Origin of the sequence: Streptomyces sp. NPDC020807, from assembly GCF_040641575.1 — a bacterium.
GTDB lineage: Bacteria > Actinomycetota > Actinomycetes > Streptomycetales > Streptomycetaceae > Streptomyces.
The window spans coordinates 77,112-102,256 of sequence record NZ_JBFADU010000019.1 but is presented as its reverse complement, the minus strand read 5'-3'; the positions used below and the strand labels follow the sequence as shown (position 1 = coordinate 102,256).

The window sequence follows — 25,145 nt, the reverse complement described above, 5'->3', positions numbered from 1 at the left end:
CCTCTCGTCGGTGGCCCGGTCTGCCGGGCCCGACGTCATGATGACCCACCCATTTCGCCACCGCGACCACATTTACGGAGCTGCTCTCACCTGGGGTTCAGTCTCTGTTCACCGTGCTCGGAGGAGCTCCGTGCGCGGGGCTCCGGAGAACCGGTTCAGCGGGCTCCGAAGAGCTCCAGGAGATCCGCCTTCCCGAACATGCGTGCCGTGTCGACGGCGGACGGAGTGCCGGACTCCGGATTCGCCCCGCCGGCGAGCAGCGCGCGGATCACGGACTCCTCGCCCTTGAAGACGGCTCCGGCGAGCGGGGTCTGGCCGCGGTCGTTGGCGCGGTCGGCGTCGGCGCCGCGCTCCAGGAGGGCCGTCACCGCGGCGGCGTGGCCGTGGTAGGCGGCGAGCATGACGAGGGAGTCGCCCTTGTCGTTGGTGAGGTTCGCGGGAACGCCCGCGTCCACGTAGGCGGCCAGGGTTTCGGCGTCCCCGGTGCGCGCGAGGTCGAAGACCTTGGACGCCAGCTCGATGACCTCGGGGTCCGGAGTCTCGCTCATGGGTGGGGACCGCCTTTCTCCTGCGGGTTCGGCATGCGCACGGCAAGCGCGGCCGTACGAGTGAATCGACAGGGTACTGCCCGTTCGGTGACATGACCGCGCCCGACTGAGGCAAAGATCACGGCAGTCCGGACCCGTCCACCCCTAGCGCACCGCGGGCTTTTCGCCACCCGGCGCGGCATCCGCCGTCGGCCGGTGAAGTGAAAACACCCGAAATTCACCCTAATGCACCTTTAGTCACATAGATACTGGCTGTGAACATGGAAGGACTCGTGGTGACTGTCCCCTCAACCAGGAGAACACCAAATGATCCTGTCCATCTCAGGCGTGGTCCTGCTCGGCATCATCTGCTTCCTGTTCTTCAAGAAGGACGGGCTCAAGGCCTCGCACGCCCTCGTCTGCGCGCTGTTCGGCTTCTACCTCGCGGGCACCGCCATCGCCCCCAGCATCACGGCGGGCGGGCAGTCTCTCGCCGGCCTCCTGGGCGGAATCAAGTTCTGACGCTCCTCAGCCCCTTCCACGAATCCAGGAGTACGACGTGGCCCGGCGACCACTCCCCCGCATTCTGAGCAGCGGCAGCGCGCAGATCGCTCGCAGTCGAGAGATCGCGCGCACGGCCGCCGACAGCGCCACCGACGTGCTCCATCCGCTGATCACGGTCACCCGTGGTCTGCGGAAGCTGGCCGCGACCGCGCGCGCCAAGTGGGCCGCGACCCCCAAGGAACGGCGGGGTCCCACGCTGTTCCTGGTCGCGGCCTGCGTCCTCGTCGTCGCCCTCGTGCCGTACGGGCCGCTGCTCGCGCTCGTCACGCTCATGGGCGCCGCCGCGTGGAAGGGGCGGGAACGTCCGGTCGTGAGGACCGGGCCCGACGACGCCGAGATCGCGCGCCTCAAGGGCCTGTACGAGGCCCTCGTGCCGTACCTCTCCGTCCCCGACGACCCGGCCCCGCTCTTCGCCCACGGCGGCGACTGGAGCGGCGCCTTCGGGGAGTACGCCTTCGACGAGGACGGTCGGCTGACCCGGCTGAGGATCGCGTACCCCCCGTACTTCACCGACGGAGAACCCGCCGCACGCGCGCGTATCGAGCAGTTGCTGCACGCCAAGTCCGGGCGCGGGCGCGAGTACCTCTTCGACTGGGACGAGGAGGGCAACCGGCTCGTCATGAGCGTGCTGCCGCCCCTGCCCACCACGATCGCCGCCCAGCGCTTCGTCACCGTGCAGGGCGAGACCGTCCTCGGCTTCACCGACGCGGACGCCGTGCAGCGGACCGTGCCCGTCCTCGCCTCCGACGGCACGGAGGACGCGCCCGCCGTCGTCTGGCGCACGGGTCCGCGCTCCACCGAGCCGCACCTGCTCGCCGTGGGCCAGCCCGGCAGCGGCACGACCTCCCTGCTCCGCTCCCTCGCGCTCCAGGCGCTCCCGCACGGTGACGTCCTGATCATCGAGGGCGGCGGCACCGGCGAGTACGCCTGCCTGACCGGCAGGACCGGGGTCCTCGCCGTCGAGTGCGGGCTCTCCGGGGCGCTCGCCAGCCTGGAGTGGGCGGCGCACGAGACGGAGCGGCGGCTCATCGCCGCCAACCGCGCCCGGCAGGCCGGCCACCCCGCGCCGGAGGACACCCGCCGCCCGCTGTGGATCCTCCTCGACCGGCCGAGCATCCTCGGCCACCTGGCCGCCGCCGACGGCCGGCCCGACCCGCAGGAGCTGCTCCAGGTGCCGCTGCGGCACGGACGCGCGGCGCAGGTCACGGTGGTCGTGGCCGAGCAGTTCGACAGCGTCGACACGCTGAGCGAGACGGTACGCGGCCACACGCGGGCGCGTGTCGTGCTCGGCCCCGCCGCCCCCGAGCAGATCGAGTGGGTCCTCGGCGCCGCCCCGCACACCACGCCGACGCCCCAGGTCCCGCCCGGCCGCGGGTACGCCCGCCTCGGTGCGGGCGAGGTGCTGCGCCTCCAGGTGCCGGCGACGCCCGACCCGTACGACGACGCCACCAGCGAGACGCACCGCCAGGCGGTCCTGGACCTCCTCCCGGAGCGCCGGACGGCGGTGGACGCCACGGTCGCGGCAGGCACGCCGATGACGGCGAGCACGTCGATCACGGCGAGCACGTCGATCACGGCGGGCACGGCGGAGGGCGCGGCCGACATCGTCACGGCGGACACGCTCCCGACCGCGAAGGCGATCGGCACGGTCCCGGGCTCGGCTCCCGACCCCGACACGGCCCCCACCCCCCGCTACGAGCCGGACCACGGCCCGGCCCCCCGGCACGCGCCCGTGGCGGCGGAGGGCTAGGTCCTGTCCGGCGGACCAGGGCCGGACAGGCCCTGGCCGACGGGTACGCCGAAGAGGCCGGTACGGGCAATCCGTACCGGCCTCCTCCCGTGAGGAGCGGGCCCGGGAAGCCCGCTCCTACGCCACGAACGAGCGCGGCGGCTCCACTCCCCCGCCCGCGCCCGACTCCACCAGCCGCGCCGCCGCCGCGAGCCGGGCCGCCGCCTCGTCGGCGACCGCGCCGCCCACGGTGAACGGCAGCCTGACGTACCCCTCGAAGGCCCCGTCCACGCCGAACCGCGGCCCCGAGGGCACCCGGACGCCGACCCGCTCGCCCGCCTCCGCGAGCCGCGAGCCGGACAGCCCGCCCGTACGGACCCACAGGGTGAGGCCGCCGCGCGGCACGGAGAACTCCCACTCGGGCAGCTCCCGGCGGACCGCAGCGACGATCGCGTCCCGGTTCTCGCGGGCCTGGTCGCGCCGGAGGCTCACGGCCTCCTCCCAGCCGCCGGTCCGCATCAGCCAGTTCACACCGAGCTGCTCCAGGACGGGCGTGCCGAGGTCCGCGTACGCGCGCGCCGCGACGAGGGAGCGGATGACGTCGGGCGCGGCCCGCACCCAGCCGATCCGCATGCCGGCCCAGAAGGCCTTGCTGGCCGAGCCGACCGTCAGGACGGTCGAGCCAGCCGGGTCGAAGGCGCAGACCGGGCGGGGCATCTCCAGGTCGTCGTCGAGGTACAGCTCGGTCATCGTCTCGTCGACGACGAGGACCGTCCCGGCCGAGCGGGCCGCCTCGACGAGCCCGCGCCGCTGGTCCTCGTCGGCGAGTGCTCCGGTCGGGTTGTGGAAGTCGGCGACGACGTACGCGAGACGGGGCGCAGCGTCCCGCAGCACCTGGCGCCAGCGGCCCAGGTCCCAGCTGCCGAGCCCCTCGGACATCGCGACGGGCACCAGGCGGGCGCCCGCCGAGCGCATCAGCTGGAGGATGTTGGCGTACGAGGGCGACTCGACGGCGATCCGCTCGCCGCGCCCGGCGAAGAGGTGGCAGATGGCGTCGATGGCGCCCATCGCGCCGGTGGTCACCATGATCTGCTCGGGCATGGTGGGGATACCGCGCGCGGTGTACCGGTCGGCGAGCATCTGCCGCAGCGCGGGCAGCCCGGCCGGGTAGTCGCCGTGCGTGTGGGCGTACGGCGGCAGCTCCTCCAGGGCTCCCTGGACGCCCCGCGTGAGCCACGGCTCGGGCGCGGGCAGCGCCGCGCAGCCCAGGTCGATCATGGAACCGAGGGCCTCGGGCGGCAGCGGTTCGAGGCCGCGCGCGGGCAGGGGGTTCCCGGCCGGGACGGCGGTCCAGCTGCCCGCCCCGCGCCGGGACTCCAGGAAGCCCTCGGTGCGCAGCGCCTCGTAGGCGGCGGCCACGGTCGTCCGGCTGACGGTGAGGGCGACGGCGAGCTCCCGCTCGGCGGGGAGGCGGGCGGCGACGGGGACGCGGCCCTCCAGGACGAGCAGGCGGATGCCGTCGGCCAGGGCCCGGTAGGCGGGCGGCTTGCGCGCGCCGGGGCCGACGGGCCTCGGCTGCTGCGCCTGGAGCTGCCGGGCGAGTTGGGCCGGTCCCACGGCCGAAGTCCACTGCGCCATGGAAATCAGTCCACCTTCATCGAATTGGCCATGGTTGGGATCGAACACCCCGCCACAGAGTGTCATGAGTCAGTCCACTACCACCACCATGGGGGGCAGTCCCTTGTCCATCGCCTCCGGCCTCCGCGGCCGGCACCTCACCCGCAGGCTCGTCCAGCTCTACGCCGGGCTCACGCTGTACGGGGTCAGCTCCGCGCTCCTCGTGCGCGGCGGACTCGGCCTCGAGCCCTGGGGCGTCCTCCACCAGGGTCTCGCCGAGAAGACCGGCCTGACCATCGGTGTGGTGTCGATCGTCGTGGGGGCGGTGGTGCTGCTCCTGTGGATCCCGATCAGGCAGCGTCCGGGGCTCGGGACGGTCTCCAACGTGTTCGTGATCGGCCTGGCGATGGACGGCACCCTGGCCCTGGTGCCCGGCGTCGACGGCCTGGCGCGGGGGATACCGCTCCTCGTGCTCGGCATCGTCCTCAACGGCGTCGCCACCGGCCTGTACATCGCGGCCCGCTTCGGTCCCGGTCCTCGCGACGGCCTGATGACGGGCCTGCACCGGCTCACCGGTCGCTCCATCCGGCTGGTGAGGACGGCGATCGAGCTGGCGGTCGTGGCGACGGGCTTCGTCCTCGGGGGCTCGGTCGGCGTCGGCACGGTCCTGTACGCCCTGGCGATCGGGCCGCTGGCCCAGTTCTTCCTGCGCTGGTTCGCGGTGCCGGAGGAGGGCCCGGAGAAGGTCCTGACCGAGGGCCCGGAAGAGGCCCCTGCGGAGGGGATCGAGGGGGAGCCGCCCGGGGAGGCGGGGTCCGTCGTACGCCCCGAGGTCGCCGCCGGGACACCGGAGCAGGCCATACTTCGCCCGTGACTCGCGTACGCCACCCCTACCTCGACCACCCCTCCCCCCTCCCGTTCGCCCACCGCGGCGGCACGGCGAACGGCCTGGAGAACACCGCGGCCGCCTTCCGCCGGGCCACCGCGGCGGGCTACCGCTACTTCGAGACCGACGTCCACACGACGGCGGACGGCGCCCTGGTCGCCTTCCACGACGCGACCCTCGACCGGGTCACGGACGCCTCGGGCCGGATCGCCGACCTGCCCTGGGAAACGGTCCGCCACGCGCGCGTGGCCGGCGAGGAGCCGCTGCCGCTCTTCGCCGACCTCCTGGAGGAGTTCCCCGAGGCCCGCTGGAACATCGACATCAAGGCCGAGTCGGCCCTGCTCCCCCTCGTGGACCTCATCCGCAGGACGGGTGCCTGGGACCGGGTCTGCGTGGGGTCCTTCAGCGAGGCCCGGGTGGCCAGGGCGCAGCGCCTCGCCGGCCCCCGGCTCGCCACCTCGTACGGCGTCCGGGGCGTCGTCGGCCTCCGGCTGCGGTCCCTCGGCATCCCGGCCGCGCTGCGGGCGGGCGCCGTGGCGGCACAGGTCCCGGAGCGGCAGGGCGGGGTCACGGTGGTCGACCGCCGCTTCGTCCGGGAGGCCCACGCGCGCGGGCTCCAGGTCCACGTCTGGACGGTCAACGATCCGGAGCGGATGAACTCTCTCCTCGACCTGGGCGTGGATGGCATCATGACCGATCATTTGGAGACGCTGCGCTCGGTCCTCACCGAGCGGGGGGCGTGGGTCTGAGCCACGCCCGCCCCGCCAGGCGGGGACGGTTCACGGGGATTCACGGGGACGAACAGGGGGCGCGGCCATGACCGCTGAGACCACCGAGCCGGAGGAGTACGCCGCCGGTCCCGCCGAGCGGCGGCGGGAGCAGCACGGCTGGTACTTCTACGACTTCGCGTGCTCGGTCTACTCGACGAGCGTGGTGACGGTGTTCCTGGGGCCGTACCTGACCTCGGTGGCCCGGGCCGCCGCCGACTCCGAGGGGTTCGTGCACCCGCTCGGCATCCCGGTGCGTGCCGGATCGCTCTTCGCGTACGCCGTCTCGGTCTCGATCGTCGTCGCGGTGCTGGTGATGCCGCTGGTGGGCGCGGTGGCGGACCGGACGGGCCGCAAGAAGCCGCTGCTGGCCGCGGCGGCGTACCTGGGGGCGACGGCCACGGCGGGGATGTTCTTCCTGTCGGGCGACCGCTACCTGCTCGGCGCCTTCCTGCTGATCGTGGCGAACGCCTCGCTGTCGGTCTCGATGGTGCTCTACAACGCCTTCCTGCCGCAGATCGCGGAGCCGGACGAGCGGGACGCGGTCTCCTCGCGCGGCTGGGCCTTCGGCTACACGTCGGGCGCGCTGGTCCTGGTCCTGAACCTGGTCCTGTACTCGGGCCACGACTCGTTCGGCCTCACGGAGGGCATGGCGGTCCGGATCTGCCTCGCCTCGGCCGGTCTGTGGTGGGGCGCCTTCACCCTCGTACCCCTGGCGCGGCTGCGGGACCGGAAGGCGGCGGGCGGGCAGCGGCACTCCGCCGAGGGCGCGGTGGGCGGCGGCTGGAGCCAGCTGCGGGCCACCCTGAAGGACATGCGGCGGCACCCGCTGACGCTCTCCTTCCTGCTCGCCTACCTGATCTACAACGACGGCGTGCAGACGGTGATCTCACAGGCGTCGATCTACGGCTCCGAGGAGCTGGGCCTCGACCAGACGACGCTCATCACGGCGGTCCTGCTCGTGCAGGTGCTCGCGGTGGCGGGCGCGCTGGGGATGGGGCGACTCGCCCGGGTGTACGGCGCCAAGCGGACGATTCTCGCCTCTCTCGCGATCTGGACGCTGATCCTCGCGGCGGCCTATTTCCTCCCGGCCGACGCGCCCGTGTTCTTCTACAGTCTCGCGGCCGCGATCGGCCTGGTGCTGGGCGGAAGCCAGGCCCTGTCCCGCTCGCTGTTCTCGCACCTCGTGCCGCGCGGCAAGGAGGCGGAGTACTTCTCGGCGTACGAGATGAGCGATCGCGGCCTCAGCTGGCTGGGTCCTCTCGTCTTCGGCCTCGCGTACCAGCTGACCGGAAGCTATCGGGATGCGATCATCTCTCTCGTGATCTTCTTCGGTGTCGGTTTCGTCCTCCTCGCCCGGGTCCCGGTGCGGCGCGCGGTGGAGGAGGCGGGCAACCCGCTGCCGGAGCGGATTTAGACGCGGAAGTGAAAGGCCGGTAGTGTACGCCTTTGGCCTGCCAGGCGGACCGTTACTGCGTGCTGCTTTGGTGAAGACAGTGGGTTACATCTGCCGTCAGATGTGACAAAACGGGCACTGGTGGGTACAACAAGGGGCGGCACGACGGGCGACGCATGACCCGGCACGGGAATCTTTACCGCCGACCGGACGTTGACCGGATAACGACGACAGCGACACCTGTCCTGTGGGCGACAAGCCCGGGAGGCACGATTCATGAGTGAGCGAGCTCTTCGCGGCACGCGCCTCGTGGTGACCAGCTACGAGACCGACCGCGGCATCGATCTGGCCCCGCGCCAGGCCGTGGAGTACGCATGCGAGAAGGGCCATCGTTTTGAGATGCCCTTCTCGGTGGAGGCGGAGATTCCGCCGGAGTGGGAATGCAAGGTCTGCGGAATCCAGGCTCTCCTGGTGGACGGGGACGGACCTGAGGAGAAGAAGGGCAAGCCTGCGCGTACGCACTGGGACATGCTCATGGAGCGGCGCACCCGCGAGGAACTGGAGGAGGTCCTCGCCGAAAGGCTGGCCGTTCTCCGCTCCGGCGCCATGAACATCGCCGTGCATCCGCGCGACAGCCGCAAGTCCGCCTAGCGGACCTCCGGAAGCACAACGCCGAGGGGCCCGGTACACATCTCGTGTACCGGGCCCCTCGGCGTTGTGTCGTGTGGCGTCCGCCGCGTACGGGTCGAGGTCGGCGCCTGCCGCGCAGTACCGCGTACGGTTCGACGGCGCCGTACGGATTCAGGTCAGGGCGTCAGGGGCGGGCGGGGCTCGTCGGGTCGACGCGGCCCCTGGTGCGCATCCTCGCGGACGACCTCGCCCTGGACGACCTTTCCGTCCGGGCGGTGGATACGAGCCTGCTGGAAGGCGTCCTGGAGGCTGCCGGGAGGCGCGGCGCTCATCCGGCGCTCCACGGTCTTCTCCACGTACCGCCCGAGGAACGAGCGGACCTGCGGGATCAGCAGGAGCAGGCCGGCCGCGTCCGAGATCAGGCCGGGGATCATCAGGAGCAGGCCGCCGAGCATCAGGAAGCCGTTGCGGTCGTCGGCGCCGGTCCGGTCGGCCGCCGCCGGAGGCACCCCGCCGGCCTGCGCGGCCGCCTGGGCCTCCTTGAAGGTCGAGCCGAGGTTCCGGAAGGCGCGTCGGCCCGCCCGCTTCATGACGGTGGCGCCGAGGACGGCGCCGCCGACGAGCAGGAGGAGCACGGTCAGCGCGCCCGCCGCGTTCGCCACCACCGTGAGCAGCCAGATCTCCAGGACCAGCCAGGCGGCGACGGCGAGGGGCAGGTAGGTACGCGCGCGTGAGCGCTTGCGGGCGAGGGGAGGCGTTGCGCCGGTCGTCATGGACCCCAGTGTGCCTGGCGCGCCGCCGGAACGTCGTAAAGGAAGGATCAGGGCCGGCCCCGGAGGAGCCGGCCCCGCGCGTGCGGCGCGTGCGTCAGGCGGACTTGCGGCCGATCAGCTTGCCGACCTTCTCCGCGCGCGCGGTCAGGCCCCAGCCGGTGACCCGCCACAGCGCCTCGACGACGATGTTCCGGCTCATCTTGGAGTCGCCGATCTCGCGCTCGACGAAGGTGATCGGGACCTCGACGACGTGGAAGCCCGCGGCGACCGCGCGGCGGGCCAGGTCGACCTGGAAGCAGTAGCCGGCCGAGGCCACGTTCTCCAGGCCGAGGCCCTCCAGGGTCTCCTTGCGGAAGGCCCGGTAGCCGCCGGTGACGTCGCGGATCGGCACGTCGAGCATCACGCGCGAGTAGAGGCTCCCGCCGCGGGAGATGAACTCGCGGGACTTCGGCCAGTTCACGATCCGGCCGCCCGGCACCCAGCGGGAGCCGAGGACGAGGTCCGCGCCCTTGAGGGCGGTGAGCAGCCGGGGCAGCTCCTCGGGCTGGTGGGAGCCGTCCGCGTCCATCTCGACGAGGACGCCGTAGCCGTTCTCGATGCCCCAGCGGAAGCCGGCGAGGTAGGCGGCGCCGAGCCCCTCCTTGCCCTTCCGGTGCAGGACGTGGACGTGATCGTCCTCGGACGCGATCTCGTCCGCGAACTTGCCCGTGCCGTCAGGGCTGTTGTCGTCGGCGACGAGAACGTGCGCCTCGGGTACGGCCTCCCGCACCCGCGCGACGATCGGCTTGATGTTGTCCGCCTCGTTGTAGGTCGGAATGATCACCAAGGCCTTGCCGAGCGGGCCGTAACGCCTCTGGCCACCGTCGTTCACTACTGCCCCTTCGGATACAAACGCAGAACCCCACCATAGCGAGGTCCTCGGAGTGGTCCGCCGCGGCGGTCGCGCGGGAGCCCTGGGGCGGGAGGGCAGGGCGGGACATATGGGGGCGTGCCGTGCGGTGCGGGGCCCGACGTCCTTCGGTCCGACCTGGGATCCGCTGGCTGCGGGTCGACCGAGAGCCGTTGTCTACTGAACGTCCGGGCCCCACCCGGGTCGCACCTTCCGCCGGAGAAACCTTCCCTCGCGACCGAGTCGCGGGCGGCGGTCGGCGACTGCGAGGGGGTTCGAACCGGTCGGACGTCCATTGGTGGACGCCGAGAACCTACCCGCCCCCGCCTGTTGCCTGTCAACACCCGCTTGACCTGCGGAAATGTCCCAAAAGTCCAGGCCGGAGGGGAAGATCCGCAGGTCGGGGACAAGCGTGCGGGACGGTCGCGAGGGGCCGGATATATCCCTACATCACTCGTTCGGCCGTACGAAAACCGTCTGCCCGTACACCACGGTCCGCAGGCAGACCGGAAGCTCGGCGCCCGGCGACAGATCGGGCAGACCGGGCGTACCGGACCGGGGGTCCGTGGACCAGCGGGCCACCCGGTCGTCGGGCGCCTGCACCAGGAGCTCGCCGGTGCTCCAGATCGCGTAGTCGGCGGGCGCGCCCGGGACGAGCGTCCCGGCGTCGTCGCGCCCCACGGCCCGCCAGCCGCCGCGCGTGTGGGCGGTGAAGGCGGCGCGGACCGAGATCCGGTGCTCGGGAGTGCGGTGGAAGGCGGCGGCCCGGACGGTCCCCCACGGGTCGAGCGGGGTGACCGGGCTGTCGGAACCGAAGGCCAGCGGCACGCCCGCGCGCAGGAGTCCCGCGTACGGGTTGAGGGTGCGGGCCCGCTCCACGCCGAGCCGGTCGGCGTACATGCCCTCGTCGCCGCCCCAGAGCGCGTCGAAGGCGGGCTGGACCGAGGCGGTGAGGCCCAGCTCGGCGAAGGCCGCGATCGTCTCGGGGGTGAGCATCTCGGCGTGCTCGACACGGTGCCGGGCGGCCCGGACCCGGGCGAGACCGACCTTCTCGGCCGCGGCCCGCACGCCGTCGACGACGGCGGTCACGGCGGCGTCGCCGATGGCGTGGAAGCCGGCCTGGAGGCCGACCTCGGTGCAGGCGACGACGTGGGCGGCGACGGTGGCCGCGTCCAGGTGGGCGGCGCCGGTGTGCGCACGGTCGGCGTGGTCCGCGTACGGCTCGTGGAGGCAGGCGGTGTGCGAACCGAGGGAGCCGTCGGCGAAGAGGTCGCCGGCCGCGCCGAGGGCGCCGAGGGCGCGGGCCCGCTCGACGTCGAGGTCGGCCCAGTAGCCCACGACGCGGGGCCCGGCCTCGGCACGGGCGAGGTCGAGGAGGCCGGTGAAGTCGTCCTCGGAGGAGATCCGCGGCCCGCCGCACTCGTGCAGCGTTCCGATGCCCAGCGAGGCCGCGTGGGCGCGGGCGGCGCGCTGCGCCTCCGTGCGCTGCTCCGGGGAGATCGCGGCGTAGGCGGCGGCGCGGACGGCGTGGTGCGCGTCGCCGGTGAGCGGCTGCTGCCCGTCGTGGAAGCCGTCCAGGTCGCGGACGCCCGGAACGAGGTCGAGGAGGGCGGTGGTGACGACGGCCGAGTGGACGTCGATGCGCGTGAGGTAGAGCGGGCGGCCGGCGGTCAGCCCGTCGAGCTCGGCGCGGGTGAGGGGGCGGCGCTCGGGCCAGCGGGAGGCGTCCCAGCCGTGGCCGACGAGGATGCGGTCGCCGGGGCGGGCTGCGGCGTGGGCGCGGATCAGCTCCGCCGCCTCGGCGAGCGAGGCGGCGGAGGACAGGTCGAGGCCGGTGAGGGCGAGTCCGGTGGCCGTGGTGTGGACGTGCGCGTCGACGAACGCCGGGGTGACGAGCGCGCCTTCGAGGTCGACGACCTCGTCCACGCCGGAGGCGAAGGCGTCGGCCGCGCCCTCCGAGCCGACCCAGGCGACGTGCCCGCGCTCCACCACCATGGCGGTGGCGAAGGGGTCGGCGGGGCTGTGGACTTCCCCGCCGCGCAGCAGCACCGTGCGCTGATCGGCGGCGGAGGTGGCGGAGGCGACGGAGGCGGCGGACACCTCGGGCAAGGACTCACTCATGGGACCAGGCTATGACCTGCCGGGACCCGGTTTGTCCGGCAGGTCCCCCGCCGCGGGCGACCGGCGGACCCCAGCCCCGGCCGACCGGCGGGTCCCCCGCCCCGGGGCGGCGTCGCGTCAGATGCGCGGCGGCCTGGCCTCGTACGGGGTGGAGAGGACGACGGTCGTCCGGCTGGACACCCCGGCCTGGGAGCGGATGCGGCTGAGCAGGTGCTCCAGCTCCAGCGGCGTGGCGACCCTCACCTTGAGGATGTAGTTCTCGTCACCGGCGACGCTGTGGCAGGCCTCGATCTCGGGGATGTCGGCGAGGCGGTCGGGGGTGTCGTCCGGGGCGCTCGGGTCGAAGGGTTTGACCGAGATGAAGGCGGTGAGCGGCAGGCCCACGGCCTCGGGGTCGACGACGGCGGCATAGCCGCGGATGACACCGCGCTGCTCGAGACGGCGGACGCGCTGATGCACAGCCGAGGTGGACAGGCCGGTGGCCTTGCCCAGGTCGGTGTAGCTCATGCGCCCGTCCTTGACGAGCAACTCGACGATCTGACGATCCAGCTCCTCCATGCGGTGACCCTAGTGCGCCGAAGGCTCCGGGGAACAGCCGGGGCGGCCCCGTATAGACCGCTATGGGCGATCACGGGGCACCTGCGCCGGGCATGTGACGAACGCCACAGGTTTGCGCCGAACACGGGACACCGGCAAGCGGTTACGCGGAGTTCGGCCGGGGAAGTGCTTGCTGTGGTCGAGGCCGTACAGATCCGGCCGACCCACCCGAGGGGGAGTTCTCCATGCAGGAGTCTGCTGATTCCGTCGACACGTCCGACGAGCTCGACGCGTACGACACCTTTGAGATGTTCCGGGTCGTCTGCCCGGCGTGCGAGCAGCCCATCGCGCTGCTCGCCGACGAGGACGTCCTGCCGGAGCACGCGCTCTGCCCGACGCCGTGGAACCCCTTCGTCCTCACGGTCTGCCAGGGGACGGGGATCACGGCCTCCGAGGCCCGCGCCGCCGACGACAGTCTGGAGGTCCAGGAGCAGGACACCGCGCTGCTCCTGACGCTCCCCCAGGGGCTCGACTGGCGGACGCAGCCCTTCTCGCACGTCGGCGGTCCGGGCTCGCGCCCGCTGCGGGTCGGCCAGCTGCGCCGCGCGGCGTAGGCACGCCGCGCGCCCAGCCACCTACCAGTACGTGCCCTGCACCATCGCCGCGAGCGTGGCGCGGTGCAGGATGAGGCCGTCCGGGTCCGCCGGCACCTCGACCTCTCCGAAGTGGGCCTGCCGGTACGCGACCCTGAGCATCACGATCGCGTGCCGCAGCGCCGCGTAGAGCGTGTGGAACTCCATGTCGCGCGGGGTGTGCCCGGTCAGTTCCGCGTAGCGCCGCTCGACGGCTTCGCGCCGCAGGAACTCGGGCAGGCCGGGCTGGCCGAAGCTCACCGTGAGGTCCTGGAAGAAGCGGTGGAGGTAGACGCTCCAGCCGAGGTCGACCTCGCGCGGGACACAGGCCGCCATCTCCCAGTCCAGGACGGCGGCCGGCGTGAACCCGTCGTAGACGATGTTGCCGATGCGGGCGTCGCCCCAGCCGAGGACGGCCGGGCCCTCGTCCGCCGGCCAGTGCTCCTCCAGCCAATCGAAGGCCGACTCGATGAGCGGCGAGGCCGGGAGACCGTCCACCACCCAGGCGTAGTAGGCGCGTTGGGCGTCGACGTGGCGGCGCAGCGGGGTCCCCGGGCCGTCGGGCAGCAGGAACTCCGCCTCCTTCGCGGGGAACTGGTCGTGCAGCCTGGCGAGGACGGAGACCGACTCGGCCTCCAGGTGGGCGCGTTCGGCGTCCGTCGCGGAGTGGAGCCAGTTCCCCTCGTACGTGTAGGGCATGACGTCCGGCGGTACGCGTCCCTCGGCCCGGGCCATGACGAAGAAGGGCGCGCCGAGCGGTTCGGGGTCCTCTTCCAGCCAGAGCACGCGCGGCACGGGGATGTCGGTGTGCTCGCCGACCAGGCGCATGACGCGGTGCTGCCTGGCCATGTCGTAGACGGGGAAGACGGTGTACGCGGCCGGGTCGGCGGCCAGGCGCAGGGCGCAGCCGCGCACGGGCGCGTCGGGGTGGTCCAGGTCGAAGAGCAGCGTCTCGCTGGACATGCCGTTGGAGCCGGGGACCGCGAGGTCGGTGACCCTGGCGCCGGGCAGGTGCCGGTCGAGCCAGACGGCGAGGCGCCGCGCGAGCTCCTCGGGGTCGCGGGTGGTGGTGCGGGGTCGGGGCGTGGCCACGTCGGTCTCCTCAGCTCGCGGTCGAGGTGTGGTCGGCGAAGCCGCTGGGGTCGTGGCGGCCGAAGGAGCCGTGCTCGAAGATGCCGTATCCCGTCTGCCCGTCGAGGGTGAAGCGGGCGGCGTGGTCGGTCACGCCGTACGCGGCCATGGGGTGCGCGGACGGGTCGGAGAGGTCGTACGCGCGCCGGTCCGTCCAGCCGCGCCCCTGCCAGGTGCCGTGCTGCCAGTCGGTGGCGGGCGGGTATCCGGCGCCGACGGCGAGCGGCGAGGAGGCGAGGATCTCGACGCCGATCTCCAGGGGCTTTCCGGCAGGGTCGGTGACGTGCACGACGGCCCGCTCGGGGTCGCGCGTGCCGGGGCGGTACGTGATGTCAGTGCGGGGCCAGCCGAGTTGGGTGTCGCGGTGGCCGTTCCGCACGAGCAGGGCCTCGTTGAGGCTGCGGTAGCCGTCGGCGTCCTCCTGGGCGATGACCATGAGGAAGCGGTCCTCGAAGCGCATCGGGATCCAGAGCCAGTGGAAGCCCTCCGGCCGGAACTCGTCCTTCCGGCCGTGCTCTTCGCCGGGCACCGGGCGAACGCCCCAGCTGCGGTCCCGGGTTCCGGTCCACTCCCCCTCGGTGACCGTGAACTCCTCGCCACCGGCCCTGATCGTGCCCGTGCAGCGCCCGGCCTGCACGAAGCGGCGGCCTTCGAGGGTGAGGCGGCCGCCGTGGCGCTGGGTGTGGTGGGGCTCCCAGACGGCGGGGAAGTCTCCGGTCCAGGTGAGCTCGAAGGAGAGTCCTCCGGGATCGTCGGGGGCGGCCTCGCAGCGGAGGCTCAGCCGTTTGAGGGGCTCGTCGACGGTGATGGCGAGCGGACCGACGGAGAGGTTCATCCGGTCGTCGCCGAGGGCGTCGGAGGCGCGGACGGCGTGCAGCGTGTCGCCGACGCGCAGGGTGGCGTAGGCGTCGACGACCCCGAGGTTGGGGTAGACGCCGAGGCCGGCGATGAGCAGGGCCCGGCCCGAGTGGTCGAAGACGTGGAAGATGCAGCGGTCGTAGGCGTTCCGGTCGCCGCTGACGTGGTGCTTCATCGACAGCGGGGCCTGGTGAACCGGGTATTCGTCGAGGGCGACGGGCCGGTCGTCGGCGTGCCGGTTCTCCGGCATGGGGTGACCTCCTGATCGACGGGGCTTCCGCGAAGTGGATCTGACGGTACGTCAGCTGGAGGCCGGGGGACCAGATCCGTGCACGGGGTACGGGAGGCGTCCCCGGGGCCGGCGAGCCGAGGAGGCGGTCCGGCAGGGGGCACGGGTAACGGCCGAACTCCCGATCGAGCATGCGGGGCGGTGACCGGGGCCGCCGGGGACGCGTTGGTCCGTGCATGACCACGCTGCACACGGCTCCCAGCGGATACGGCCGGCACCGGCAGGCCGAACCGCACCCTGCCGCACCGCACACTGACGCACCCCACGGCGCCGCGCCCCATGCCGCCGCACTCCACGGCGCCGCACCCCACGGCGCCGCGCTCCGCGCTGAAGAATCGGTTCCTCAGATCGTTCCGCCCGCACCGGTGCCCGTACCCGTGCTCCCCGACCCGCCCATCTACCAGGACCTCGTCGCCCTCTGGGCGAGCCAGGGCCGCACCCTGCCCGGCCACCGGGACCAGGAGTGGAACCGGCTGGCCGCCGGGCCGGTCTGGGCGGACCGGACGGTACGGGTCAGCGGGACTCTGGTCCGACCAGGTGACGCGCGATGACGACCCGCTGGATCTGGTTGGTTCCCTCCACGATCTGGAGCATCTTCGCCTCGCGCAGATAGCGCTCCACGGGAAAGTCCGCGGTGTAGCCGTACCCGCCGAGCACCTGCACCGCGTCGGTCGTGACCTTCATGGCGGCGTCCGAGCAGAAGAGCTTCGCCATCGCCGCCGCGCGCCCGAAGTCCCGCCCCTCGTCGCGGAGCCGCGCCGCCGACAGGTAGAGCGCCCTGCCCGCCTCCACGAGCGTCGCCATGTCCGCGAGCAGGAAGCGGAGCCCCTGGAAGTCGGCGATCGGCCGCCCGAACTGGCGGCGCTCCCGCGCGTACGCCACGGCCTCGTCGAGCGCCGCACAGGCGAGCCCGACGGCACAGGCGGCGATGCCGAGCCGCCCCGCGTCGAGCGCGGCGAGCGCGATGGCGAACCCCTGCCCCTCGTCGCCGAGACGCCGCGCGTCGGGGACGCGCACCCCCTCGAAGCGGAGCTGCGCGGTGGGCGAGCCCTTCATGCCCATCTTCCGCTCGGGAGGCGCGGCACTGAGCCCCGGCGCGTCGCCGGGCACGAGGAAGGCGGTGATGCCGCGGGCGCCGGGCCCGCCGGTCCGGGCCATGACGGTGAGGAAATCGGCGACGCCCCCGTGCGTGATCCAGGCCTTGTCCCCGTCGATCACCCACCCGCCCCCGTCCCCGTCCCTGACGGCCCGTGTCCGCAGGGCGGCGGCGTCGGAACCCGCCGAGGGCTCGGAGAGGCAGTACGCCCCCAGGAGGCCGCCGCCGAGCATCGCGGGCAGGTGGGCGGCGCGCTGCTCGTCGCTGCCGAAGGCGGCGAGGGCGTGGCAGGACAGCGTGTGCACGCTCACGCCGAGCCCCACGGTCAGCCGGACGGCGGCGAGCTCCTCCAGGACCCGGAGGTAGACCTCGTACGGCTGCCCTCCCCCGCCGTACGCGGGGTCGTACGGCAGCCCGAGCAGCCCCGAACGGGAGAGCAGCGAGAACACCTCACGGGGAAACCGCCCCTCGGCCTCCTCCTCGGCGGCACGCGGCGCGATCTCCCGCCGCGCGATCTCCCGCACGAGCGCGAACAGCTCCCGCGCCTCGTCGGTCCCACGACCCTCGGCCATGACGGCGCTCCTCCCTGGCGGATGCGCAGGGAGTATGCCCCGTTACGTACCGGGGATCACGGCCGACGGAGGGTCACATCAACCCGGCCCGGGTGACGAACACGGCCAGCACGACGACGAGCGTCCACCCGAGCACGTGCTCGAGGATCTTGGGCCCGTCACCGTCACGGGGGCCGCCGGTGCGGGCACGGGTGAGGAGACGGGTGCAGGTGGTTGCGGTCATGGCCACCACACTGCGCCATGGAGCCGCCCCCGGGGTAGAGACGTCGGTCACCCACCCCGCGCCCACCCACCCGCCCCACCGCCCACGCAGACCCCAGGGCCCTTGCGCCGCAAGGGCGAGGAGCACCCGGGCCGGCCCACCGGCGGCCCGTCCGTGTGCCGGACGCCACTCCACCGTCCCGGCCAACGCCACCACCAGCTTCGTCCTCGCCGCGAGCACGGCCCTCTGGTCCCTATATCTGCTGCGGGAACTGTCCTGGAGTCCGACCGCCCTCGGCATCGTCATGGGTGCCGGCGGCGTTGGCGGCTTCCTCGGCGCCGTGATGTGGCGGCCTCTGGAGCGACGGTGGGGACCCGGACCGGTCATGCTCGCCGCTCTCGCCCTCAACCCACTTGCCCGGATTCCACTCATAATCGCCGCGCCCGGACTTGGCGGACAGCTCGCGATCGGTACGGGCATGGTCATGCGGACCTGCACCGCAGTGGCGCACGGGGGCTTGCAGCGCAGTGTCCGCCAGGAGCCGTGCCCTGAGAACCGACAGGGCCGCGCCCAGTCCACCGGAGCATGGCTCGCCTTCGGCCTCCGCCACTTCGCCGCCCTCGAGAGGAGCTGAAACCCGCTGGCCCGCCGCGATCCGGCCACGGCTTGGCGAGCTGCACACGAGGACCGGCGAAATCCGGGGCTCCGCGTGTGATGGAGCGCCTAGCCTTGTGGTCCCCCCCACCATGTGGCGGGCCCGACACGAGGAGGCAAGCATGGCCGCCGACAGCCCAACGACGTGGGATGAGCTGCTCGCCGGACCGTTCAACATCCACTCGATTACGACCCACAACAACGCCCTCCTCGCTGCGATGCGGAACATGTTCAAGGTGACCGATGGCGTGTTCCACCGGATGATGCGCACCGATCACCTCCGGCTCACCCGAACCCTCGACGAAATGGGCGTTGCCTACAGCGGCCTCGCCAAGGCGTTGATACCGGATCACCGCCGCAGAGAGATCGCTCTTCTCTTCGACTCCGCGGTGGCCTCCCTGAGCTCCAACGGCTTCTACGGCAGACACGTGGCTGAGGCGTGGATATCCGGTCTGCCCCGGCCGCGGAAGGGGGTCCCGGTCAACTCGATCCTGCGCGGCGACCTCCTCGAAGCCCCCGCCGACGCCGTGCAGACCGCCATGGACCGGAGCGTCGTCTACCATCGGCCGTTCACGGTCGTCCACTCGCTTCAGGTGTATTGCGTGTACGTCACGAACCTGTCCGAGGAACAGGCCAAGGCGCTCACCTCCACCGCTTCTGAGCACCCCGCTTACATCGGGTACGCCGACTGCACCGGCCGCAACGTCCTCAAGGCGCACCTGGGTCTGTCCCTGATGAACTCGGGCCTTCGTGTAGGCGACCTGATCCTGGAAGGTGTGAGCGAATACGGCGCGAAGCCCAACGGAGCAGGGCTGCCGTTCGAGGCACTCGGCTTCACGCCCATGGCAGTGATCGACACGCTGTTCCTACCGTTCCTGGGCTACCGCATCAACAGCCACCTCACCGGCCAGAACCGCGAGGACAGCCACTCGGCGCTCGCGACGCTCAGCCCTGACGCCGCGCATCTGGAGTCACCCGACATCTGGATGTCGCGGGGCCGGTACGGATACCTCCAGGACGGCAAGCACCGGGACTCCATGGAACAGGCCGGCCTGCTCCATCTGGATCAGCCCGCGCTGGAGGCCGCGGCCAGCAAGCTGGTGGCACAGGGATACCTGTACAACCTGCGCCTTGACGCGTACGGGAACCTGCTCTACACGGCGCTGGTCGACGTCGAGGTGGACGGCGGCCGGTACCAGACGTTCACCATCGGACTTCGGTTCAACCCTGAGGACAAGCGCGTCGAGCTGATGACGTTCTTCTGACCTCATCCCGAAGGGGCGGCCGGGCAGTCGGGTTGCATCCCCCCTCCGGAACGACAACCCCGGCGCCGTCGCTCGCGCGGAGCCATCACCGTGGCCGCAGCCACCGCCACCGCGTGCACGAACCCGACAGAAGGGGCACCTGCTGCTCGGGCAACTACAGCTCGTCCGTGTCGAGCCAGTCCTGAGGCGTTCTGGGAGGTGGGCTCGGCCACGTGGTCCGCTGGCAGCCCTCCAAACGCACGGGGTAGACCCGTCCCTCCTCCGCAAGGTCGAGCCGGGAAGGCGGTGGAGGAAGTCCCACGGACACCCGCCCATCAGCCGTGCGGTAGAGCCGGGCCTGGCGGCCCCCGGCGGCGGGCTGGATAGTCTCCCGCCGCAGGAGTCGGGCGGTACGGGGGCGGCAATGACGATGGGCCCTGGCGGAGGATGACGGCTTCCGGCGCCGGTTCGCCCAGGAGGTTGCCGCCGCCCGCAGGGTGAACGGCGTCTTCACGGCCGCCGTGGTGGACGCGGAGCCGGACGGGGACCCGCCGTGGCTCGCCACCGCCTACGTCCCCGGTATGTCCCTGAGTGATGCCGTGAGCGCGTACGGGCCTTGGGCTCAGGACTCCGTTCTCGCGCTGGGGGCGGGGCTGGCCGAGGCGCTGGTGGCCATCCACGCCGCCGGGGTGGTGCACCGGGACCTCAACCCGGGGAACGTCCTGCTGTCGGCGGACGGCCCGCGCGTGATCGACTTCGGCATCTCGGTCGGCACCGCCGACACCACCGGTGCCGACAGGGTGACGAAGACCGGGGCAATCATCGGAACCCCCGGTTTCGTGGCCCCCGAGCAGGTGACCGGAGACCCGGTCGGGCCGGGCTCCGACGTCTTCTCACTCGGAGCTCTCCTGGCGTGGACAGCGACCGGTAGAGGCCTGTTCGGGGACGCATGGCGACCGTCCCGACCGGCTCGCGGTCCCCGAACTCTGGCTTCCGGTGCTGGTCGCCCACGCCGTGCGGAGGACGACGGCGGTGACGGGCCCGGAGCCCACGGCCCTGGACCCGGCACCGGCACCGGCACCGGCACCGAAGATGGAGCTCGTTCCGGAGCAGGCGCCGGACGTCATTCCCGGAGGCGTGCCGGAACCCATCAGCGGTGACAGCCCGTCAGCGGGCCCGGACCTCAAGAGGAAAGCTCGCCGCGACGACCGTACGGACAACCGGACGAAGGGCGCTCCCGGCTCCGCCAGGTCGGCCTTTCCGCGCCGGGCCGTGATTGCGGTCAGCACCGTGCTGTCGACCGTGGCCTCGTCGTCTCGGCCGTGCTCTACGCCAACTCCCAGCGAGAGGACCACGTTGGCGGGTCCTTGCCGAGCACGACACCCACCTCCTCGAGCACGACATCCACCACGCCGAGCACGACACCTGGCTCACCGACCGCCACGCGCGCGTCGTCATCCGCGACCGGTCTGCGCGAGGTTGCGGTGACCTTCGTCCTGGCGGGTGTGATCCGCAGCGAGCCGACCAGGGACTCCGACCGACTCGGCGAGTTCGATGCCGGCCGCAGCCATGTCCACTGCCGCGTCCGGGGCGGAGACGTCAATGGCCTCGGCGACATCTGGAACTCGTGGTGGCTGTTGACGGAATCCGGCCCGACCGGCAGGAACGCCTGGGTGTCCGCCTACTACCTCCGTGGCGGCGACACGGCCAGGGCATCGGACGGCTCCGACATCCCCGACTGCCCCAGCAAGGTCCTGAACCGCACCTCAAGCGGCCGCTGAAGCCCGTGCATGAGCCGGGTCTGTCCGTCGACCGGGCCGAGGTCGACGCCCCCAAGACGTATGTTGAGGCCTGCGAGACCGCCATCGTCCACTACACTCCGGCCGCGTAGATTGAGCACGTTCCGGTCGCCCTTCGGCGACCTCGCCGACGGGCGACCGTGGCCCGGTAGACCAGGAGATGACGACGGTCATCAGGCCCGGAGCTGTCGGACCCCGGCCCAGCCGGGTCCGAAGCCCGCGCGATCAGCGCAGCCCGAAGCGCTCGGCCCAGGCAGTCACATCGGTGGTCTTCGCGTTGCCGCCGCAGACCACCAGGCCGATCCTGGCACCCTCGCCGACGCGCTCCAGGACCCGGCGTGCCGCGGGCAGCAGGCATCCGGCGGCGGGCTCGGCCCAGACCTTCGCGTGGTCGGCCAGGTCGAGGGTGCCCTGCACGGCCTCGGTGTCGGTCACCGTGAGGACATCGGTGACCAGCGCGGAGACATGCTCGTAGGTGAGCTGCGAGGCACTGGGAGCGCTCAGTGTCGAGACGATCGAGGACAGCTCGACCGGCACCGGCCCGCCGGAGGCCAGGGCCGCCGACATGGCTCGCGCGCCTTCGGTCTCCACGCCCCAGATCCGTACACCGGGGCGGCGCGCGTGCAGCGCGGTGGCGACTCCTGAGATCAGCGCCCCACCGCCGATGCTGACGAGTACGTCGGTGAGCTCCCCGGCATCCTCCGCGAACTCCAGGCCGACCGTGCCCTGGGCAGCGATGACGACGGGGTCGTCGAAGGGGTGAACCAGGGTGAGCCCCTGGGTCCGGAGTTCGTCCACGAGGGCGAACGCGCCGTCCATGGTGTCCGCGATGATGACCTTCGCCCCAGCGGCCTCGGCAAGGTCCACGGCGCGGCTGGGGGCGGACCGTGGCATGACGACGGTCGCCTTGATGCCCAGTACTCCGGCCATGACCGCGAGCCCGATGCCGTGATTGCCGCCGCTCACCGTGACGACCCCGGCGGCGCGTTCCACCTCGCTGAGCGCGAGCAGCTTCGCCGTCGCGCCGCGTGCTTTGAAGGAGCCCGTGCGCTGCAGCACTTCCAGCTTCGCGGTGACAGGCGCGCCCAGGAGCGCGGACAACCCGTGGCTCGGTACTGTCGGGGTCCGTAGAACATGCCCGGCGATCCGCTCGGCTGCGGCTTCCACGTCCGCGACAGTGATCAGCACGTTCGCCTCCGTCACATGATCCGAGCCGCGGCGACCGGGATCCGTATCATCCACGGCACCCAGGTGGGCTCCGCGCCCGCGCACGCGGATCAACCGCGCGGCAGTTCGATGATCCTAGCCACCAGCGACGGGCCGGCCTTGGCATCACGACGGATCGCCGCGTACAGACCGACAATGCAGCTCGCTCCCGACCTGGCCAACGGACTTGCCCGGACGGTCTTCGAGCAGCGACGGCGTGCCCGCATGGGCACCATCGTGTCTTTACAGCCCAAGGAGGCGCGGATCGTCGAATCTTCCCGTGCCCAGGAATTTGGCGCGGCCGGAAACACCGACCACAACACCACCCACACCGAAGAACACGGCGAACGGCTGTGTGAGCAGAGATGGGTGACCAGGTTGGCTTCCCGCGTACAACCCGCACGACCTGCGGCACAAATGGACCACCGTGGCCCTGACCAACGGAGTGTCCATTCACGAGGTGTCTCGCTGGCTCGGACATCGTTCGATCAAGGTCACGGTGGACCGGTACGGCCACCTCACGCAGGACGGCCAGGAGCGCTGCCGTCAGGTCGTCGGGACGGCCGTCGGGCCGCACATGCTCACACCAGGCCGAGCGACCGCAGTGCGCGGTGCTGACTTGGTGCTGACTTGACCGGCCAGAAGATGTAGCAGACACCCCCCGTACCGCCTCTGACCTTGCCGTTTGCGTCATAACGCTTGGTCCGCAGCCAGATGTTCTCCCACTCCCGGCGGCGGTAGACGCGGCGGACCGCCTCGTTGGTCGGGGAGGCGGGGTCGTTGGCGATGACGTCGCCGGTGTCGGTGAAGCCGATGACGGTCATGAGGTGGCCCGAGGTGCCGTAGCCCGCTCCGGTCAGTTCCTCCTTGCGGAAGGACTGGGACGTTATGGCGGGGATGCCCGCGCGGACCAGGGCTTCGAGTTCCGTGAGGGAGTTCAGGCGGGTGACCGCCGCGTTCATGCCGGGGTACGTCGCCGCGTACGCCGCGTTGAAGGGCCAGTTGCCGCAGCCCTCGTACTGGTGGTCGTAGGTGAAGCGGGCCGCGTGGCAGACCTGGGGGTCGGCGAAGGAGGGGTTCACCCAGGCGAGGTCCTCGGCGGTGGGGGCGCGGTCCCAGTACTCGACGATCATCTGGGACGAGGTGGGGCTGCACCAGGCCTCACCGCCGTTGTCGTACTCGGGGTACTGGCCCACGTGGGTGTTCTGCGAGTAGCGCGGGACGATCAGCTCGTGCGCCGGACCCGGCGTCGATTCCGGGACCGTGAAGCGGTCCGGGACGTCCGAGGCCATGGCACCGACCCGCCAGACCGTGGGCGTGAGGCCGCTGCCCGGGGTGCGGTAGAGGGTGAGGCGCAGGCGGTACGCGGTCAGGCGCAGGCCGCTCGACGCGTCGTCGATCGCGAAGGTGTCGGTCCACACCGAGCTCCTGCCGTCGCTCTGGTCGTCGACCGACGTGCGCCGGATGTCGCCGTCGCCGGAGGCCCAGCGGCCCAGGACGTACCAGGGCGTCGCCGTCCCGTCGGAGTACGTGCCGGTCAGTTCGACCTGGAGCCAGGTGCCGGGCGGGGTGTCCGCGTTCCAGGAGGCGATGACCTCCGTGGCCGGGACGGCCGGTGCGTGGAGCGGGGACGTCCAGCTCGCGTACTCCCACGCCGAGGTCCTGCCGGTGTGCGGGTCGGCGTACTCGGTACGGCCCTGCGGGGCCTCGACGACCAGTCCCGGGCGGCGGCCCGCGACGGGACGCGTACCGACGGCCTCGCCCGACCTCCACTCCGGGTAGCTCGACCAGAAGTGGTTGTCGACGACGGGGACGAGGGCGGGGAGGGAAGGGAGGGAGGAAGCCGTGGAGGGAGCGGCGGAGGGGTCGGCGGGCGGGGCGTCGGCGGCTGCCTGGCCCGGCGTCACCGCTCCCGCCGCCGCCGCGAGCGCCGCGGCGAGGACGGTTCTGCGCGGGGTGGAGCTGGTCATGGGCGTGACCCCCTCGGTCGTCGGCGATCGGCGGCGGTACGGCATGCGTGCGGCACGGAGCGGTGCGGCCGGAACGGGCCGGGCCGCGCGGCCCACTATCGCCGCTCCCGCCCGCCCTCCGCCAGCACTTCACCCCGCGTCGGGCTACCAATATTGGTCTCGACCGGTGGCGGTGACACCTCTCTGACCTGCGCCGGGAGCGCTCGCCTACCCTGGGCCCATGACCGACCTCGACCGCGCGGCCCACGCCCTGCGCCGGCTCCCGCCCTCCTGCGGACCGGTCCGGCTCGTCGCCGTCGACGGCCACGCGGGGTCCGGCAAGTCCACCCTCGCGTCCCGGCTCTCCGAGGCACTCGGCGGCGCCCCGGTCCTCCACCTCGACGACCTCGCGACCCACGAGGAGCTCTTCGCGTGGACCGGCCGGCTGCGGCGGCAGGTCCTGGAACCCTTCGCGCGGGGCGAGACGGCGCTCCTCCGCCCGTACGACTGGGTGGAGCGCCGCTTCGGGGAGCCCGTGCCGCTGCCCGCGGCCCCCGTCGTCCTCGTGGAGGGCGTCGGGGCGGGCCGGGCCGCGGTGCGGCCGTTCCTGGCGTGGCTGGTGTGGATGGAGCGCGCGGCCGAGGCGTCCTGGGTCCGGGGGCGGCACCGGGACGGTCCGGCGCAGGCCGCGTTCTGGGACGGCTGGACCGTGGCGGAGACTCGCCATTTCGCCGAGGACCCCTCGCGGCCCTTCGCCGACACCCTGGTGCGGGAGGTTCCGGAGGGATACGACTGGCTCCCCGGGCCAGCTGTGACGGCGAACCTGGACCAGATCATCACACACGGTGACCGCTCTTCCCCGGCGGAATGAGCAGGCGGAAGTCCGCTTCCGCAAGTGCCCGAACTCCGCTTGACCCCGGGGGCGGACAGGTCTTACGTTCTCAATGTGCGGCTTTTCGGAGCCGCCGCAGACACGAAGCCCCCGGTCGTTCCCCCGTGACCGGGGGCTTCGTTCTGCCCTTTCCGGCCCCCTCCGGAGGTGCTCCGGAGTTCTTCGTGATCACCCAGGGTCACCGC

Annotated in this window: 24 protein-coding genes and 1 pseudogene; 13 read left to right on the top strand and 12 right to left on the bottom strand. The window is 72.3% G+C overall.

Annotation, left to right across the window (positions count from 1 at the left end):
* Positions 1 to 155: 155 nt before the first annotated feature.
* On the bottom strand, positions 156 to 548 hold the full coding sequence (locus tag AB0G79_RS24800; protein WP_360809962.1) for an ankyrin repeat domain-containing protein: 393 nt from the start codon (positions 546 to 548) through the stop codon (positions 156 to 158).
* Between the two features lie 306 nt (positions 549 to 854).
* Here AB0G79_RS24800 and AB0G79_RS24795 point away from each other — a divergent pair, with 306 nt between their 5' ends.
* Both AB0G79_RS24795 and AB0G79_RS24790 read left to right on the top strand, forming a co-directional pair.
* Positions 855 to 1,049, top strand: a complete 195-nt coding sequence (locus tag AB0G79_RS24795) for a hypothetical protein (protein ID WP_030493667.1) — start codon at positions 855 to 857, stop codon at positions 1,047 to 1,049.
* A 37-nt stretch (positions 1,050 to 1,086) separates the two neighbouring features.
* Entirely contained in the window at positions 1,087 to 2,841 is a 1,755-nt protein-coding gene (locus tag AB0G79_RS24790; protein ID WP_360809959.1) for a hypothetical protein, read from the top strand.
* A gap of 117 nt (positions 2,842 to 2,958) precedes the next feature.
* Here AB0G79_RS24790 and AB0G79_RS24785 read toward each other — a convergent pair whose 3' ends face one another.
* Complete coding sequence (locus AB0G79_RS24785) at positions 2,959 to 4,458, bottom strand: PLP-dependent aminotransferase family protein (RefSeq protein WP_360809957.1); 1,500 nt, start codon at positions 4,456 to 4,458, stop codon at positions 2,959 to 2,961.
* A gap of 88 nt (positions 4,459 to 4,546) precedes the next feature.
* Here AB0G79_RS24785 and AB0G79_RS24780 point away from each other — a divergent pair, with 88 nt between their 5' ends.
* The 4 genes from AB0G79_RS24780 to AB0G79_RS24765 all read left to right on the top strand — a co-directional run bounded on the left by AB0G79_RS24780 (position 4,547) and on the right by AB0G79_RS24765 (position 8,137).
* Positions 4,547 to 5,311, top strand: a complete 765-nt coding sequence (locus tag AB0G79_RS24780; protein ID WP_360810033.1) for a hypothetical protein — start codon at positions 4,547 to 4,549, stop codon at positions 5,309 to 5,311.
* Positions 5,308 to 6,072 carry a glycerophosphodiester phosphodiesterase gene (locus AB0G79_RS24775; RefSeq protein WP_360809955.1) on the top strand — a complete coding sequence of 255 codons (765 nt, stop codon included), beginning with the start codon at positions 5,308 to 5,310 and terminating at the stop codon, positions 6,070 to 6,072. The genes AB0G79_RS24780 and AB0G79_RS24775 overlap by 4 nt, the downstream gene beginning before the upstream one ends.
* A gap of 67 nt (positions 6,073 to 6,139) precedes the next feature.
* Positions 6,140 to 7,507: an MFS transporter gene (locus AB0G79_RS24770; protein ID WP_360809953.1), complete on the top strand. Its 1,368-nt coding sequence runs from the start codon at positions 6,140 to 6,142 to the stop codon at positions 7,505 to 7,507.
* Positions 7,508 to 7,762: 255 nt separating this feature from the next.
* Positions 7,763 to 8,137 carry an RNA polymerase-binding protein RbpA gene (locus tag AB0G79_RS24765; RefSeq protein WP_015032218.1) on the top strand — a complete coding sequence of 125 codons (375 nt, stop codon included), beginning with the start codon at positions 7,763 to 7,765 and terminating at the stop codon, positions 8,135 to 8,137.
* 155 nt (positions 8,138 to 8,292) lie between these two features.
* Here AB0G79_RS24765 and fxsA read toward each other — a convergent pair whose 3' ends face one another.
* The 4 genes from fxsA to AB0G79_RS24745 form a co-directional block, all read right to left on the bottom strand.
* A complete protein-coding gene (fxsA, locus tag AB0G79_RS24760; protein WP_360809951.1) occupies positions 8,293 to 8,889 on the bottom strand; it encodes an FxsA family membrane protein in 597 nt (198 codons plus the stop codon).
* Positions 8,890 to 8,983: 94 nt separating this feature from the next.
* The gene (locus AB0G79_RS24755; protein ID WP_360809949.1) at positions 8,984 to 9,760 is read right to left on the bottom strand and encodes a polyprenol monophosphomannose synthase; all 777 of its coding nucleotides are present in this window, start codon (positions 9,758 to 9,760) and stop codon (positions 8,984 to 8,986) included.
* A 468-nt stretch (positions 9,761 to 10,228) separates the two neighbouring features.
* Positions 10,229 to 11,899: an amidohydrolase gene (locus AB0G79_RS24750; protein ID WP_360809947.1), complete on the bottom strand. Its 1,671-nt coding sequence runs from the start codon at positions 11,897 to 11,899 to the stop codon at positions 10,229 to 10,231.
* Between the two features lie 117 nt (positions 11,900 to 12,016).
* On the bottom strand, positions 12,017 to 12,457 hold the full coding sequence (locus AB0G79_RS24745) for an Lrp/AsnC family transcriptional regulator (RefSeq protein ID WP_017242178.1): 441 nt from the start codon (positions 12,455 to 12,457) through the stop codon (positions 12,017 to 12,019).
* Positions 12,458 to 12,681: 224 nt separating this feature from the next.
* Here AB0G79_RS24745 and AB0G79_RS24740 point away from each other — a divergent pair, with 224 nt between their 5' ends.
* The gene (locus AB0G79_RS24740) at positions 12,682 to 13,050 is read left to right on the top strand and encodes a hypothetical protein (protein WP_360809945.1); all 369 of its coding nucleotides are present in this window, start codon (positions 12,682 to 12,684) and stop codon (positions 13,048 to 13,050) included.
* A gap of 21 nt (positions 13,051 to 13,071) precedes the next feature.
* Here the strand turns inward: AB0G79_RS24740 and AB0G79_RS24735 are convergent, their stop codons facing one another.
* Both AB0G79_RS24735 and AB0G79_RS24730 read right to left on the bottom strand, forming a co-directional pair.
* Positions 13,072 to 14,160 (bottom strand): phosphotransferase family protein, encoded by a 1,089-nt coding sequence (locus AB0G79_RS24735; RefSeq protein WP_360809943.1) that lies wholly within the window; start codon positions 14,158 to 14,160, stop codon positions 13,072 to 13,074.
* Between the two features lie 10 nt (positions 14,161 to 14,170).
* Positions 14,171 to 15,307, bottom strand: coding sequence for a hypothetical protein (locus AB0G79_RS24730; RefSeq protein ID WP_360809941.1), 1,137 nt, complete (start codon positions 15,305 to 15,307; stop codon positions 14,171 to 14,173).
* Between the two features lie 215 nt (positions 15,308 to 15,522).
* Between AB0G79_RS24730 and AB0G79_RS24725 the strand changes: the two genes are divergently transcribed.
* A complete protein-coding gene (locus tag AB0G79_RS24725) occupies positions 15,523 to 15,897 on the top strand; it encodes a hypothetical protein (protein WP_360809939.1) in 375 nt (124 codons plus the stop codon).
* Here AB0G79_RS24725 and AB0G79_RS24720 read toward each other — a convergent pair.
* Positions 15,860 to 17,014, bottom strand: coding sequence for an acyl-CoA dehydrogenase family protein (locus AB0G79_RS24720; protein WP_360809937.1), 1,155 nt, complete (start codon positions 17,012 to 17,014; stop codon positions 15,860 to 15,862). The genes AB0G79_RS24725 and AB0G79_RS24720 overlap by 38 nt on opposite strands.
* A gap of 73 nt (positions 17,015 to 17,087) precedes the next feature.
* On the bottom strand, positions 17,088 to 17,237 hold the full coding sequence (locus AB0G79_RS24715; protein ID WP_360809935.1) for an SCO1431 family membrane protein: 150 nt from the start codon (positions 17,235 to 17,237) through the stop codon (positions 17,088 to 17,090).
* A gap of 755 nt (positions 17,238 to 17,992) precedes the next feature.
* Between AB0G79_RS24715 and AB0G79_RS24710 the strand changes: the two genes are divergently transcribed.
* From AB0G79_RS24710 to AB0G79_RS24700, 3 genes are all read left to right on the top strand, one after another.
* Positions 17,993 to 19,135, top strand: coding sequence for a hypothetical protein (locus AB0G79_RS24710; protein WP_360809933.1), 1,143 nt, complete (start codon positions 17,993 to 17,995; stop codon positions 19,133 to 19,135).
* A 416-nt stretch (positions 19,136 to 19,551) separates the two neighbouring features.
* Positions 19,552 to 20,274 carry a serine/threonine-protein kinase gene (locus tag AB0G79_RS24705; RefSeq protein ID WP_360810031.1) on the top strand — a complete coding sequence of 241 codons (723 nt, stop codon included), beginning with the start codon at positions 19,552 to 19,554 and terminating at the stop codon, positions 20,272 to 20,274.
* Between the two features lie 324 nt (positions 20,275 to 20,598).
* Positions 20,599 to 20,895 (top strand): hypothetical protein, encoded by a 297-nt coding sequence (locus tag AB0G79_RS24700; protein WP_360809931.1) that lies wholly within the window; start codon positions 20,599 to 20,601, stop codon positions 20,893 to 20,895.
* A gap of 243 nt (positions 20,896 to 21,138) precedes the next feature.
* Here AB0G79_RS24700 and AB0G79_RS24695 read toward each other — a convergent pair whose 3' ends face one another.
* Positions 21,139 to 22,098 (bottom strand): threonine/serine dehydratase, encoded by a 960-nt coding sequence (locus AB0G79_RS24695; protein WP_360810029.1) that lies wholly within the window; start codon positions 22,096 to 22,098, stop codon positions 21,139 to 21,141.
* A gap of 424 nt (positions 22,099 to 22,522) precedes the next feature.
* Between AB0G79_RS24695 and AB0G79_RS24690 the strand changes: the two are divergent.
* Positions 22,523 to 22,753: pseudogene (locus AB0G79_RS24690) on the top strand (site-specific integrase); the annotation flags it as partial.
* On the opposite strand, the gene AB0G79_RS24685 reads toward AB0G79_RS24690, so the two are convergent.
* Positions 22,701 to 24,089: a C39 family peptidase gene (locus AB0G79_RS24685; protein WP_360809929.1), complete on the bottom strand. Its 1,389-nt coding sequence runs from the start codon at positions 24,087 to 24,089 to the stop codon at positions 22,701 to 22,703. The pseudogene AB0G79_RS24690 and the gene AB0G79_RS24685 sit on opposite strands and share 53 nt — an antisense overlap.
* Positions 24,090 to 24,309: 220 nt before the next feature.
* Here AB0G79_RS24685 and AB0G79_RS24680 point away from each other — a divergent pair, with 220 nt between their 5' ends.
* A complete protein-coding gene (locus tag AB0G79_RS24680) occupies positions 24,310 to 24,939 on the top strand; it encodes a hypothetical protein (protein ID WP_360809927.1) in 630 nt (209 codons plus the stop codon).
* Positions 24,940 to 25,145 lie beyond the last annotated feature (206 nt).